The following is a 14,486-nucleotide window of genomic DNA, read 5'->3' on the forward strand; positions in this document are numbered from 1 at the left end:
AGGAAAATGTGTGAATTGCTAGGCATGAGCGCAAATGTGCCAACAGATATTTGCTTTAGTTTTACTGGATTAATGCAGCGAGGAGGCAATACTGGACCTCATCGCGATGGTTGGGGCATTACGTTTTATGAGGGTAAAGGTTTTCGAACCTTTAAAGATCCGAATCCAAGCTGTCAGTCTCGTATTGCTGAATTAGTACAACAATATCCGATAAAGAGTCGGGCTGTAGTGAGCCATATTCGCCAAGCTAACCGTGGTGGTGTGAACTTAGAAAACACCCATCCATTTACTCGTGAGCTTTGGGGAAATTATTGGACGTTTGCTCATAATGGTCAGTTAACGGGCTATGAGAGTTTAGAAACAGGTAGGCATAAAGCGGTAGGTGATACAGACAGTGAAATTGCTTTCTGTTGGTTACTCAATCAACTTGAATCGAAGTTTCCAGAATTGCCTGACGATTTAAATCCGGTATTTAGCTACTTTGCCCAGTGTTGTGATCAGTTACGTCAGCTTGGCGTTTACAATATGCTATTAAGCAATGGTGAGTACGTACTAACTTATTGTACCAATAATTTGCATTGGATCACGCGTCGAGCACCATTTGGTCAAGCTTCATTAATTGATGAAGATGTCACGATTGACTTTCAGCAAGAAACGACACCTAAGGATGTGGTGACGGTAATTGCTACTCAGCCGTTAACCAATGATGAAAGTTGGCACAAAATGGCAATTGGCGAGTTTATTGTGTTCCATTTTGGTGAGCCTGTATTTAATCAATTGGCGACTGAATAAGTTGATGTAAGATCGAACGGTTATAACAATTTGGCTGACAAACGAAGGGGCGATCAGATGATCGCCTTTTTTATTGTTAACATTATCTTGAAAGGTAAGTACAAAAAATAAGCCATAGTTATACTCCTAACTTTGATTCTGTGACGGATTAAATATATTTATTGAATAGTAGGTTTTATTTAAACGTTGAGTTAAATTTTTTATTAAAAATATAAACGAATTTTTGTGATAAAATATGTAATGGTCTTGTTATTAGATATTTAGGTTTGCTATGAAAAAAAATGTTATTGAAAAGAGACTGAGTTTGGTTTGTTATTTAATTGACAGTAAACCTAATGAAAAATATTCACTGCAAGAGCTTAGTGATGTTGCAAGACTTTCAAAGTATCATTTTCAGCGCGTATTTAAATCTATGGTTGGTGTTACTCCTCATCGTTATATATTACTTTCTCGATTACGTCGTGCTTCTTTCGAGTTAGTTTATTTTAAAGAACTAAAAATAATAGATATTGCGCTTTCAGCTGGGTTCGAAAGTCCTGAAGCATTTACTCGTGCATTTGTTAGGTTATTTGATCAAACGCCAACAGAGTTTAGAAAGAAACCTCAATGGTCAAGTTGGGGACATAGATTTAATATTCGGGTACCCGTGAGAGAAAAAAAGTATGAAATTAAAGTAGAAGAATACCCGAGTAGGGAATGTGTAATGATCACCCACAAGGGGGATTATCTGGAAGGTATGAAAACTTTTGATACATTAGTTTCATGGTTGGTAGAAAATAATTTTTATAGTGAAACGAGCATTAAATCGATACCATTTATTACTATTCCTTATGCAAATCCCTTAGAGAGTGATAGATCTGATTATCGCTGCGATATTGCCATTGTAATTAATTGTAAAGTCTTACCCAATGATCTTGGTATTTTTTCAGGAACGATTTCAAGAGGCGATTTTGCTGTTGTTACTTATGTCGGACAAAGAGAAGTTTATGGTTTTGTTCATGCCATTACAAATGTTCTTACCGAGTGGTTACCAAAAACACAATGGGAGCCGTTATCAGCTCCCATTCTTTTCGAACATATAAACTCTCCGCTTGTCGTTCCTGAAACGGATTTAATTACAAAAATTTGTATACCTGTATGTAGGAAAATTAATCTTTAAATAACACATAGGGTTAGTATAAAGTTAATACCAAAATGAGTATAACAATCATAAAGAAAGACAAAATAAGGCTATTCATTATCGAATAGAATATTACCTTCAAGCCAGGTTAAGTTTGTTGTCATTCCTGCTAATAGCCAAGTTGATGCGTTTAAGCAGAATAAAACAGCGATATGATCTAAACCATCGATTGAATCGCCATGTAAGTAACTAGGTTTAAGTGGGTAATGTGCGACGTAAGAGCATTCAGAACCCAATGAGAGTTGTTTATAATTTTGTACCCAACTTGTCAGTACTGCTTTAGTAGATTGGGCTTTCGGCTGACTTAAAACAGTTATACAAGCATCATTATCTTCAGGTGTTCGTCTAAATTTATTGATTGCATGACGTATATCTTGAGCCGTCAGAGTGCTTTCAGTACTGATAATTATTGGTTTGATATAATTTCCAACATCCGTCTCATCAAGGTAATTGATATGAGGTCTCGCATTTACTGGAAATATGGCTAGATCTGGTTTTACTGAATTAAAAAATAATGAATTGATAATATCATGAGTAGACACCCATTCACCGTGCAAGTTTTCGTTAGTTTCATCTTTTAATTTATTAATTAATTCTAAGTTTATCTTTTTCACAAACGTTTGTTTTTCTATGGATGTGAATTTATTAACCTCTCCTTCGATTCTGGAAAATTGTAATTTCCTCTCAAAGTTAAAAGGTTTAATTTCTTCATCAAAGCTTAATAAACTTAACAGCTGATAATAACTTGTTCCATCACCAATAATATGATTCATTGAATAGATAATCGCAAACTCTTTTGCTTTTTTATCTTCAATGAGACTAAATTTTATTAATGGATTGTCAGTGTTAATACATTCTTTTGTCGATAATGGATAAAGTTTATTAATTATCTCTTTGTCTTGGCTATTATCGATAATTTCAATAAGATTATTAATGTTTGCGTTTTCATTCAACAAATCTTTTATATCAAAGAACTCCAAAAATGGGGAAGTATCATTAACTATTTCTGGTGTTTGACATGCAATTTCATCATCATTAGTACTTATTAGTTTCGCTCCAATCCAAGGGTTCGCAGTTAAAATGTCTTTAAATCTATCCTTTAATTTATCTAGAGGAGGCGTTCCATTAAACCTTGAAATTGTTGCAACGATACCATCGTGGCGAGCTGTGTTGATTTCTGACTTTAGAAGCGGACTGATTGGCATATATTTATACTCTTGGTTTTATTGTGAGAAAATTATAAAACCGAAGCGTAATCATTACCTGACCGATATTGCTATTTAGGTATTTGATGTGAATTTAAAAAAACACTGAAGCATACTCAGTATACTTCAGCATGTTTGATGTTAATATTGTGTTTTTATTTAACTATCTTCGGCTGCGTAGCCATGAGCACCAAGTTCTAAACCATCTAAATATGCTTTTCGATTTTTCATGGTTAAGCGTTCATCGGCTAACCATTTTACGACAATTGGATAAATGCCGTGTTCTTGTGTTAGCACGCGTGAAGCGAGAATATCGGCATTATCATCCTCAAAAACGGGAACTTTAGCTTGCAGTACTACAGGCCCGCCATCTAATTCTTCTGTGACAAAGTGAACACTGGTTCCGTGCTCTTTATCTGATGCATCAATAGCACGCTGGTGGGTGTGTAGACCTGGATATTTAGGCAATAGAGAGGGGTGGATATTTACCATTTTCCCCAAGTAATGAAGAACAAACGCTTTACTGAGAATACGCATATAGCCTGCTAGCACAATAATATCAGGTTGGTATTCATCTATTTGTTTCATTAATTCATCATCGAAAGCTTCACGAGATTCAAATGACTTTGGATCAAGAAAATGATCAGCAGCGCCAAATTTTTTCGCACGCTCTAAACCGTAAGCTTCTTTTTTATTAGAAAAAACAGCAACAACTTTTGCGTTGGGGATTTGGGCTTCAAAAATGGCTTGTAGGTTGCTTCCGCTACCTGAAATGAGGACAACGATATTTTTCATAATCTGGGACTACCATTGTGTTGTAAGCTGGAGATGTGTCATGACTAAACTAATACATTTTTAAAGGCTATCGATGTATAGATAGCAGAATGAGGACATAGCGTCCTCATTCTTTTTACGAGTCAGCATTGTTGAGAGTTATTTGATCTCGACTTGCTCTTCGTTATCAGCAGCGTTTGCAATTTCACCTAGTAGCCATGCGTTTTCGCCTTCAGCATTTAGGATATCAATGGCTTGTTGTGCTTGCTCTTGTGGAAGGGCAATCACAAGGCCAACACCACAGTTAAACGTACGGTACATTTCGTAAGTTTCTACATTACCTGCAGTTTGTAGCCAGTTGAAGATTGCAGGCCATTGCCAGCTCGCACCATTTACAACCGCTTTTGTACCTTTTGGAAGTACACGTGGAATATTTTCCCAGAAACCACCGCCTGTAATGTGTGAAATAGCATGTACGTCACAGCTTTCCATCATTTTTAGCGTTGATTTAACGTAAATTTTGGTTGGTGTTAATAGATGTTCAGAAAGTGTTTTACCTTCTAATTCTTCATTCAAATCGGCATTGGAAACGTCAATGATTTTACGCACTAATGAATAACCGTTTGAGTGTGGGCCGCTTGAACCTACAGCGATAAGTGCATCACCAGCAGTTACTTTTGAACCATCGATGATGTCTGCTTTTTCAACAACACCAACGCAGAAACCAGCTACGTCGTAATCTTCACCGTGGTACATACCCGGCATTTCAGCGGTTTCACCACCAATTAAAGCACAACCTGATTGGATACAGCCTTCGCCAATACCTGTTACGACACTTGCAGCAGTATCAATATCTAACTTACCGGTTGCGTAGTAATCAAGGAAGAACAAAGGTTCAGCACCTTGAACAATAAGGTCGTTAACACACATAGCAACCAGATCGATACCGATTGAATCGTGTTGATTTAAATCCATAGCCAAGCGAAGTTTAGTTCCTACACCATCCGTGCCTGAAACTAAAACGGGCTCTTTATATTTGGTTGGTAGTGAACAAAGTGCACCAAAACCACCAATTCCCCCCATAACTTCTGGGCGATGAGTACGTTTTACCACCCCTTTAATACGGTCTACTAATGCATTACCGGCATCGATATCAACACCAGCATCTTTGTAACTAAGAGAAGAGTTTTTGTCGCTCACAGATGATCCCTCAACGTATTAAAGTAAAAAAGCGGATACATGATAACAGCAGTCACCGTCTAAAGGAAAACGTTTGCGTCAATTTTTTTAGCTGGATACTAAGTAAACAGTTAAACGTTTACTACTACCTGCAATCGTTTGGCTTAGTATATAATGATGCGATTTTATTTTTTATTTGCTCAGGAGTCAGAGATGAAAGTTGTTGAGGTAAAACACCCACTGGTTAAACATAAGATTGGTCTTATGCGCGAAGGTGACATCAGCACTAAGCGTTTCCGTGAGTTAGCAACTGAAGTTGGTAGCCTACTGACATATGAAGCGACTTCAGACTTCGAGACAGAAAAAGTTACGATTGAAGGTTGGAATGGTCCAGTAGAAATTGACCAGCTCAAAGGTAAAAAAGTAACGGTAGTGCCAATTCTTCGTGCAGGTCTAGGTATGATGGATGGTGTACTTGAGCATATGCCAAGTGCACGTATCAGTGTTGTTGGTATCTACCGTGATGAAGAAACGCTTGAGCCGGTACCATACTTCAACAAGCTAGCATCAAACATAGATGAGCGTATTGCGCTTGTTGTTGACCCAATGCTAGCAACGGGTGGTTCTATGATTGCAACACTAGATCTATTAAAAGAGCACGGTTGTACGCAATTTAAAGTACTAGTGTTAGTTGCGGCACCAGAAGGTATTGCTGCATTAGAGAAAGCACACCCAGATGTTGAGCTATACACAGCTGCAATAGATGAGAAGCTAAATGATAAAGGCTACATCGTTCCTGGTTTAGGCGATGCAGGTGATAAAATCTTCGGTACTAAGTAAGTAGTATACAAGATTAAAATAAAACCGGACATTACGTCCGGTTTTTTATTTCTGAAAGTGCAAAACGTTAAGATAAGCAATTATAAGTGTTCGGTATCTTCGATTTGCGCATTATCGACCACATTATTTTCGCCCAAGTCTTTAGGTAGAATCAGGTTGAGTACAATCGCAACAATACCGCATAAGCTCACGCCTTGTAGACTAAATTCACCAATACCAAAAGCCATCCCACCAATACCAAAAACCAATGTCACAGCGACGATCACTAAGTTACGCGCTTTATGTAAATCTACTTGATTTTTGATCAATGTATTTAAGCCAACAGTTGCGATAGAGCCAAATAGTAAGATCATAATACCGCCCATCACTGGTGCTGGAATCGTTTGTAATACGGCGCCTAATTTACCGACAAACGCTAATACCAATGCTGTTATCGCAGCCCATGTCATGATCACAGGATTAAAGGCTTTTGTTAACATTACCGCCCCCGTGACTTCTGAATAAGTGGTATTTGGTGGAGCGCCAACAAGGGATGCGGCAATAGTGGCGATACCATCACCCGCCATAGTGCGGTGTAAACCAGGCTTTTTCAGGTAATCTTTTCCTGTCACATTCGAGATTGCCAGCATATCACCTACGTGCTCTACCGCTGGCGCGATAGCAACAGGGATCATAAAGAGTACAGCGTTAATATTAAACTCAGGAAAGGTAAAGTTAGGAAGCGCTAACCAACTTGCATTATGAACAGGCGTAAAGTCAACCACACCAAAGGCAAGACTTGTAATATAACCTGCTGTTATACCACCGACGATAGGGACAAGCTTTAATATACCTTTAGCAAAGACACTTAAGCCTATCGTCACGATTAACGAAATGGCTGAAATCCATAGTGCGGTATCGTGAGCAATCAACTGTACGCCACCATCCCCCGTTTTACCTATTGCCATATTGACGGCAGCTGGCGCTAAACCTAAGCCGATCACCATAATGACAGGGCCAACAACAACGGGAGGAAGCAATTTGTGAATAAAGCCAACGCCACGTATTTTGATGATAATTCCCATGATGACGTAGACAATACCAGCCATCATTAGGCCGCCCATAGTACTTGCGATTCCCCACGTTTGAATGCCATACATAATTGGAGCGATAAAAGCAAAAGATGATGCGAGGAAGATAGGAACAGAACGTTTTGTGACAAGTTGAAAAAGGAGGGTTCCTATACCAGCACCGAATAGGGCCACGCTAGGATCAAGCCCCGTAAGTAATGGGACTAGAACGAGTGCGCCAAATGCAACGAATAACATTTGGGCACCTTGTAATACCTGCATCATATTCAAAATCACCTTGTCATAAAAAAATCGCGCAATCCTATCACACATAGCAAACGATTAACTAGGTCGATTAAGAGAAAAATAATGCTAATTTTTTAAACACTACTATTTATCACTAGAGAATATTTTTCAGCAAATGGTTTGTTTTTTGCTTGTTGTATTGTTTTGGTTCAGGAAAAAGTACATATTGTAGAACTAATTGATTTTAGACTACGTGGCTATACAGAATATCAATGAGTCTTTATGCCTTTTTGATTATCTTTTTATTTTTTGACGACTTATTTTTGTAAATTACGAGTGCGATATGTTGCGATTTGCGTTGTTATTTTTAGCTCTACTGGCTTTACCTATTAAAGCGGCTACTGTCAGTGATTTATATCAGGCTCAAGTAGTGATGCCTGCTAATGGTCAAAACCCCGATCAAGCTGCAAGAGAGCAAGGCTTTAAGCAAGTATTAGTTAAAGTGACAGGTAATCCGAACATTACCCAAAATAGTGTTATGGCTCAGGCGATTGCGAACAGTTCAAATTACGTGAGTCAATTTGGTTATGGTCAAGATAATGGACAAAAGACGTTAGATTTAACGTTTGATCAGGTACAAATTAAACAGCTTTTAACACAAGCTAAAGCGAATTTTTGGAGCGCTCAGCGTCCTAATATTCTCGTTTGGATGGTTGATGATAACGGTAATAGCCGAGATATTTTATGGGATCAATCAACCAATGCACTCGTCTCTGATACAAAACAAGCTGCAAATAACCGTGGTCTACCCGTTACTTTCCCTGTGGGTGATTTTAACGATGTTACAGCAGTACATGTATCCGATCTTTGGGGGAGTTTTATCGATCCCATCACTAGCGCAAGTCAACGTTATAATGCGGGTGGTTTATTGTTAGTAAAAGCTCACCAACAAGGCGCAGATAAGGTTGAATTAACATGGCAGCTGTATGCTCAGCAGCCTAGTACGATTGCAGCTGATACGCAACCTATCACTGGTAAAGCGAGCGGTACATTGGTACAAGCTAGTCTCGATATGATGAATCAAGTGACAAACCAATTAGCGCAGAAATATGCTGTCGAATTAGGTGGTGTCGCGTCAGGTAGAGTTAATATTGAAGTTGAGAATGTTAATTCAACAGAAGACTTTTTTACGCTTGAACGTATGCTAAATCAGATGACGACAGTAAGCAGTGCTAATGCGGTAAATATTAAAGGTGATAAGGTGATTTTCAGTATGAATTTATCAGCATCTGATACTGAGTTTAAGCGTGAATTGAGCCATGAAAGTCGTATTAGCGCCGATGATTCTACTGTTACAAATACTAACGTAACGACAATGCCAAATACTGATGTGAGCCAAGATCCTAATTCGTTGGATGTTACAGCGACACAATCACAGCCGCAAACTCAACCAGAAAATTATGTTGCACCTGATGACATGTATATATGGCATAACTAAAATTCGGTGTTAATAGCAAAAATTAAGCCCTCATTATGAGGGCTTTTTAATATCTCATTATTAGAGAACGAGTCAATCTTTAGGTGGTTCAAAACGTTCGCGTTCTTGTCGCTCCACTTGCGATAGGCGCTGGAGTTTTATGCCGAGTTCTTTTGCTCTTACGCGTGCAAAAAGTATATTACTGAGAAAAGCGATGGTTACGAGTAGTAACTCTACGCTGGCTAACCAGCGTTCGCCTTCATCAATAGTGAGTAGCGTCAGAGCATGCAGGAAATAGAACATTAAAATGAAGTTCGACCATGCGTACGTATAAGGTTTCGCTGCTAACATCCCATGCAATGGTAGTACTAAAGGAATGATCCAAACAGCAGCCATTATCCAGTGATTAAGATGTGGGTGGGGAGAGAGGATCATTTGCCATAACGCGACCCATAGCATAAGGGTTAAATTCGCGCAGAATGCAAAGCGGTGCAGATATTGTGTTTGCGGTTGCATTGGAGGCATCGAATGTTCCTTTTCGTTAGCCATATGGGTTAACGCTGAAGTTGCATCGCGGTTAGTGCAAGCCGTTTACCGAGAGCTTGTGCAAGTTCAATTTCATCACTATGGAGTTGCTTGTTAGTACCTGTGTTGAGATGTGAAGCTCCATAGGGGGTACCTCCATGTTGCGTAGTATGCAAAGTGGGTTCGGAGTAAGGGATACCAACAATTAGCATGCCGTGATGCAATAACGGTAACATCATTGATTGTAACGTTGTTTCTTGACCACCATGCATAGAGGATGATGAGGTAAATATACAGGCTGGTTTATCGATTAATGTACCTGATAACCATTCTTGGCTAGTACTATCAATAAAGTGTTTTAATGGCGCTGCCATATTACCAAACCGAACAGGGCTTCCCATCGCTAAACCAATGCATTGTTTCAGATCGTCATGATTGACGATAGGATCAAGGTTTGATTGCTGAAGATCATGTGTACCGATTTCAGCAACCGTTCTTAGCACTGCTTCACAACCAGATACTTGCTGAATACCACGACTAATATGTCGTGCTAACTGACGTGTATTACCATGACGGCTGTAATAAAGAACTAAGATTTTATGCATTATAAAATATCCAATACTTGCTCAGGTGGACGACCCAATGCCGCTTTTTCACCACGTACCACAATTGGACGTTCGATTAGCTTTGGATGAGTACTCATTGCAATGAAGAGTGCCTCATCAGATACGTCATTATTACCTAGTCCAAGCGCTTTATAATCCGCTTCTTTGGTACGCATCATTTTACGCACAGAGTTCAAGCCTAGTTGGCGATATAACGTTTCTAATTCCGCGACACTTGGTGTTTGTTCTAGGTATTTAACAATCGTCGGTGTGAGCCCTTTTTCTTCTAATAACGCCAGTGTTTCACGGCTTTTAGAGCAACGAGGATTATGATAAATAGTGACTGACATGACATCTCCTAACTGACTGTATTAGCAGTCTATTTTAATGCTATTGATTTGTTGTTGATAATCTATAATAAATTAAAATTAATCAATACGTTATTGTAATGCTTTGAATTCTTGACGCTGAAAGCGAAGTTGATCAATTCGTGCGTCATAACGTGCTTGCTCCATTGAGCCGAGCTTTGCCATTTGTGCTGCTTGCATATAATTATTAATAGCTTTGTCCCATTGTGCTCGTAAGGCAAGTAATTCACCAAATGATGCAAGTTCAGCCGCACGATTACCTAGTTTTGCATAACTTTTTGCCAATAATGCCCAACCATTTGTATCGTCAGGATGATCATAGGTATAGCGATTTAATATTTGGATACTCTGTTGATACTTTCCTGCTTCTATGTATGCATTGGCTAAATTTATTCGTAATACACTACTATCGGGATTATTTTTTTGAGCATTTACTAAGCGAGAAATAGCACGCTGATATTGTTTTTGATTGAGATCGAGATCTGTTGCTGCATCGATGTAGAACATATTATCGGGTTCACCTGCAATTAGTGGATCTAGTAATTGGTGAGCTTGTTTATATTTTGCATTATCGATATATACCAAAGCTTTACCGTAATTGAGTTCTTTACGACGATTTGGCGCAGCCTTTTTTAATTCTCGATTTAGCCAGTTTAATGATGAAGTTTCACTAAAACCTGCGTTACGTGCAACAACACGTGAGCGCGCAAGTAAGTATCGCTCAGAGGGTGGAAGAACAACGGTAGGGTAATTCCGTGCACGCATACGGCTATCTGTGACGCGAGACTCTGGTAATGGGTGAGTAAGTAGCATTGCCGGTAATTTAGATGTGTAACGATATTGTTCAGCTAAGCGCTCAAAAAAACGTGGCATCGCATGGGCATCAAAGCCTGCTTTGGCGAGTGTTTTAATGCCTATACTGTCAGCTTCTTTTTCGTTACTACGGGTAAAATTAATTTGCCCTTGTATATTTGCAGCTGTCGTTGCATGAATGGCTGCAATACCGGCTTCAGGTGCTGCAACGGTTAATAGTAAAGAACCAACCAATGCAGCCACAGTCAGTGGTGAATTTTTTGCGTCAGCTTCCATTTTTCGCGCTAAATGACGCTGTGTAACGTGGGCGATTTCATGGGCAAGTACAGAAGCCAGTTCACTTTCTGATTGTGCATGCAAAAATAATCCAGAATGCAGCGCAACATGACCACCAAAAAAAGCAAACGCATTGATTTCGTAATTTTGAATTAAGAAGAAATAAAAAGGTGTCCGTACACCTTCTGCATTGGCGACAAGCTTGTGCCCTAATGATTGAACATAATCAGATAGCAAAGGATCGCTGATAACAGGTTGGCTCGCGCGTATCACTCGCATATAGGCATCGCCATATTCACGTTCTTTATCAATCGTTAACGTAGAAGAGGCCGTCGTTCCCATTTCAGGTAAGCGATTATCATCACTAGCAATAGCTGGAATACTGCTACTAAGAAGAGCAGAAAGCAAAAGATAGGTCGGTGCTTTGGCAAATCGAAACATGGGAATGGTACAACCTCCTTGTTGAGTTTTCTTTAATATCTATAAGTTAGGACATCGAAATGCTTTAGAGGTTCGTTATTGTGATTCATGTCCTTTCTCTATCTCGCATCTTATATGTGCTGAGGTTACAATACGGCAATACAAAATATCTGTCACTTAAATGAAATGGAAATTATATCGCTTGATCTAATGGCCGAACGTTGTCCACTGGCTTTATTGTTAGCTAAACGCGCATGCGCAACACTTCTTCCCAATCAAGGGTTAGAAATACGAATTTCAGACAGCGGCGCAAGAGGTGATATCCCTCGTTTCTTGCATAATAATGGATATGTTACCGATATCTTAGTTGATGATAATACTCAACTGATCATGATAGTGAAAAAAGGATAGAGCTCAACATGTTACACATGCTAAACCGCTGGTATCAGCGTCGATTTTCAGACCCCCACGCTGTAAGCCTTGTTGTTATTCTTCTCGGCGGCTTTCTTACTATTTACTTTTTTGGCAGTTTGATCACGCCGTTATTAGTCGCTATCGTTTTGGCTTACTTATTAGAGTGGCCAGTTGCAAGGTTAAATAAACTAGGGATGCCAAGAACCCTTTCAGTCGCTATCGTGCTATTGGTCTTTGCAGGGTTAATGGTGCTTGCTTTATTTGGTTTAGTGCCGACGATTTGGCATCAAATTACTAATTTAAGTGCTGATGTGCCGAAGATGTTTAACGATCTTCAAATCTATGTATCTAGCTTACCTGAACGCTACCCTGATTTTGTTCAGCCGGCTCAAGTGGTTGATTTAATGAATACACTTCGTGAGAAAGTATTAGGGCTGGGCGAAAGTGTTGTAAAAGGTTCACTGGCATCGTTAGTCAGTTTAGCAACGATAGGGGTATATCTGATCTTAGTGCCGTTGCTTGTTTTCTTTTTACTTAAAGATAAAGACGAAATGCTGCGCACGTTATTAAACGTATTACCTAAAAATCGTCGTTTAGCCAGCAAAGTTGGTAGCGAAATGAATCAGCAGATCTCTAATTATATTCGTGGCAAAGTAACTGAAATTATTATTGTTGGCATTGCAAGTTATATCACATTTGAAGTTATGGATTTACGCTATGCCGTATTATTAGGTGTGTTAGTCGGGCTTTCTGTTCTTATACCTTACATTGGCGCAGCCGCAGTAACAATTCCCGTTGCTATGGTCGGATTGTTCCAATGGGGCTGGACGCCAGATTTTTGGTGGCTATTACTGGCATATGGCATTATTCAAATGTTAGATGGCAATGTATTAGTACCGATTCTATTTTCTGAAGCAGTAAATCTTCATCCTGTCGCAATTATTGTTGCGGTGTTGGTTTTTGGCGGATTATGGGGATTTTGGGGGGTGTTTTTTGCGATCCCATTAGCGACATTAGTTAAAGCCGTGTGGGGAGCATTACCTGCGAGCGATAATAATTTATCACCCTCTGATGTGTCAGAAAAAGTGTAGTGAAAAAGGCCGTGAAAACGGCCTTTTTTATATCCAATTAAAACCAAAGCGATCATTGGTTTAAATAATCAAGCACTACTTGGTGGTGATCTTTTGTTTTGAACTTATTAAATACGTGCTCAATCATACCGTTTTCATCAATTAAAAAGCTGATGCGGTGTAAGCCGTCATATTCTTTGCCCATGAACTTCTTAAGCCCCCAAACACCGAACTGATCAGCTACAGCATGATCTTCATCAGATAAAAGGGTGAAGTTTAAGTTATCGCGCTCGATAAATTTTGGCAGACGTTTTACTGCATCAATACTGATACCAAGTACCACCACATTTTTTTCATCAAGTTCGGCTTTGCTGTCACGTAGTCCACATGCCTGTACCGTACAACCTGGAGTCATTGCTTTAGGGTAAAAGTAAGCAAGAACTTTTTTACCTTTAAAATCACTGAGGCTAACAGGCTTGTTATCTTGATTCATTAAAGTAAAGGCAGGTGCAGGCATGCCAGCTGTGAGCGTATTCATAAGTATAATATCCTTTTAGTTATCGTATCGCGATGCATTGCATGTTGAACGAACATGAGGCTGATAATGAAAGTTTTGTTATTTTTGCTTTCGTTAATGTGTATGACTAATAAAATTCACAGACCCTTTTGCTGATAAGCTCTGGCACAAGGTTTCAAATTCCTCTTGCAGTGTCATCAGATTACAGTCTTCAGGTAAATTTGTGCTAATTTGCAAAACAAGTTGATTCATTGTTCCCACTGTTTGGCTTTCAACGGTATTGGCGCTAAGCGTCGAAATATCGATATGTCGGCTAGCCATAAAGTGAGTAAATTGCTTAATTAAACCTGGGCTATCATTAGCTTCAATATGGAAATCAGCGGTATAAGGGAAAAAGCGCTGTTGGTGTTTACTCGTACGTTTTATAACAGTAATAAGATCATGCTCTTGCCCTTTTAATGGCAAGGTCGATTCAATTCTAGATATTGCATTGTTATTACCTGATAACAACATGATCAAGGTAAACTCAGAACCAAACAGGGCAATGCGGCTATCTACGATATTACAGCCACATTGAGTCACAAGGTGGGTGATTTCATCAGAGATACCTGGGCGATCAGTACCTACAGCAGTGATGACAAGATAGTGTTCCATATTGGTCTTCATTGTAAAATTATAATCTAAACATGTTAGCACAGACTGTTATTGATACGATGGCAAATTTAATAACAATAGT

Annotated in this window: 16 protein-coding genes; 6 read left to right on the forward strand and 10 right to left on the reverse strand. The window is 39.1% G+C overall.

The features are described from left to right. Positions 1-6: 6 nt before the first annotated feature. Entirely contained in the window at positions 7-792 is a 786-nt protein-coding gene (locus CTN01_RS00085; protein WP_045150277.1) for a class II glutamine amidotransferase, read from the forward strand. A gap of 271 nt (positions 793-1,063) precedes the next feature. Continuing rightward, on the forward strand, positions 1,064-1,951 hold the full coding sequence (locus tag CTN01_RS00090) for an AraC family transcriptional regulator (RefSeq protein ID WP_045150276.1): 888 nt from the start codon (positions 1,064-1,066) through the stop codon (positions 1,949-1,951). Positions 1,952-2,022: 71 nt separating this feature from the next. Here the strand turns inward: CTN01_RS00090 and CTN01_RS00095 are convergent, their stop codons facing one another. From CTN01_RS00095 to purM, 3 genes are all read right to left on the reverse strand, one after another. After that, positions 2,023-3,177 (reverse strand): Cir/Yir/Bir family protein, encoded by a 1,155-nt coding sequence (locus CTN01_RS00095; protein WP_045150275.1) that lies wholly within the window; start codon positions 3,175-3,177, stop codon positions 2,023-2,025. Positions 3,178-3,336: 159 nt separating this feature from the next. After that, complete coding sequence (purN, locus tag CTN01_RS00100) at positions 3,337-3,972, reverse strand: phosphoribosylglycinamide formyltransferase (protein ID WP_045150274.1); 636 nt, start codon at positions 3,970-3,972, stop codon at positions 3,337-3,339. A gap of 138 nt (positions 3,973-4,110) precedes the next feature. Then, complete coding sequence (purM, locus tag CTN01_RS00105) at positions 4,111-5,151, reverse strand: phosphoribosylformylglycinamidine cyclo-ligase (RefSeq protein WP_045129098.1); 1,041 nt, start codon at positions 5,149-5,151, stop codon at positions 4,111-4,113. A gap of 192 nt (positions 5,152-5,343) precedes the next feature. Here purM and upp point away from each other — a divergent pair, with 192 nt between their 5' ends. Then, positions 5,344-5,970 (forward strand): uracil phosphoribosyltransferase, encoded by a 627-nt coding sequence (gene upp / locus CTN01_RS00110; protein WP_005363504.1) that lies wholly within the window; start codon positions 5,344-5,346, stop codon positions 5,968-5,970. Between the two features lie 80 nt (positions 5,971-6,050). Here the strand turns inward: upp and CTN01_RS00115 are convergent, their stop codons facing one another. Then, positions 6,051-7,304, reverse strand: a complete 1,254-nt coding sequence (locus CTN01_RS00115) for a uracil-xanthine permease family protein (protein WP_045150273.1) — start codon at positions 7,302-7,304, stop codon at positions 6,051-6,053. 304 nt (positions 7,305-7,608) lie between these two features. Between CTN01_RS00115 and CTN01_RS00120 the strand changes: the two genes are divergently transcribed. Continuing rightward, entirely contained in the window at positions 7,609-8,763 is a 1,155-nt protein-coding gene (locus tag CTN01_RS00120) for a DUF2066 domain-containing protein (protein WP_045150272.1), read from the forward strand. 72 nt (positions 8,764-8,835) lie between these two features. Here the strand turns inward: CTN01_RS00120 and CTN01_RS00125 are convergent, their stop codons facing one another. The 4 genes from CTN01_RS00125 to bepA form a co-directional block, all read right to left on the reverse strand. Continuing rightward, positions 8,836-9,267 carry a DUF2069 domain-containing protein gene (locus CTN01_RS00125; protein ID WP_045150271.1) on the reverse strand — a complete coding sequence of 144 codons (432 nt, stop codon included), beginning with the start codon at positions 9,265-9,267 and terminating at the stop codon, positions 8,836-8,838. A gap of 29 nt (positions 9,268-9,296) precedes the next feature. After that, positions 9,297-9,872 (reverse strand): NAD(P)H:quinone oxidoreductase, encoded by a 576-nt coding sequence (gene wrbA / locus CTN01_RS00130; protein WP_045150270.1) that lies wholly within the window; start codon positions 9,870-9,872, stop codon positions 9,297-9,299. Next, positions 9,872-10,222 (reverse strand): arsenate reductase (glutaredoxin), encoded by a 351-nt coding sequence (gene arsC, locus CTN01_RS00135; RefSeq protein ID WP_045084804.1) that lies wholly within the window; start codon positions 10,220-10,222, stop codon positions 9,872-9,874. Before arsC ends, wrbA begins: the two co-directional genes overlap by 1 nt. Positions 10,223-10,312: 90 nt before the next feature. After that, the gene (gene bepA, locus CTN01_RS00140; RefSeq protein WP_107174386.1) at positions 10,313-11,770 is read right to left on the reverse strand and encodes a beta-barrel assembly-enhancing protease; all 1,458 of its coding nucleotides are present in this window, start codon (positions 11,768-11,770) and stop codon (positions 10,313-10,315) included. A 165-nt stretch (positions 11,771-11,935) separates the two neighbouring features. On the opposite strand from bepA, the gene CTN01_RS00145 reads away from it, so the two are divergent. Further along, on the forward strand, positions 11,936-12,160 hold the full coding sequence (locus CTN01_RS00145) for a sulfurtransferase TusA family protein (protein ID WP_005363520.1): 225 nt from the start codon (positions 11,936-11,938) through the stop codon (positions 12,158-12,160). A gap of 8 nt (positions 12,161-12,168) precedes the next feature. Continuing rightward, a complete protein-coding gene (locus CTN01_RS00150; protein WP_045186548.1) occupies positions 12,169-13,254 on the forward strand; it encodes an AI-2E family transporter in 1,086 nt (361 codons plus the stop codon). 52 nt (positions 13,255-13,306) lie between these two features. On the opposite strand, the gene bcp is transcribed toward CTN01_RS00150, so the two are convergent. Together bcp and CTN01_RS00160 are read right to left on the reverse strand one after the other, a co-directional pair. Beyond that, positions 13,307-13,771, reverse strand: coding sequence for a thioredoxin-dependent thiol peroxidase (gene bcp, locus CTN01_RS00155; RefSeq protein ID WP_045150269.1), 465 nt, complete (start codon positions 13,769-13,771; stop codon positions 13,307-13,309). A 93-nt stretch (positions 13,772-13,864) separates the two neighbouring features. Beyond that, a complete protein-coding gene (locus tag CTN01_RS00160; protein WP_045150268.1) occupies positions 13,865-14,404 on the reverse strand; it encodes a glycine cleavage system transcriptional repressor in 540 nt (179 codons plus the stop codon). Between the last annotated feature and the right edge of the window lie 82 nt (positions 14,405-14,486).

The organism is Photobacterium angustum (assembly GCF_003026365.1).
Lineage (GTDB): Bacteria > Pseudomonadota > Gammaproteobacteria > Enterobacterales > Vibrionaceae > Photobacterium > Photobacterium angustum.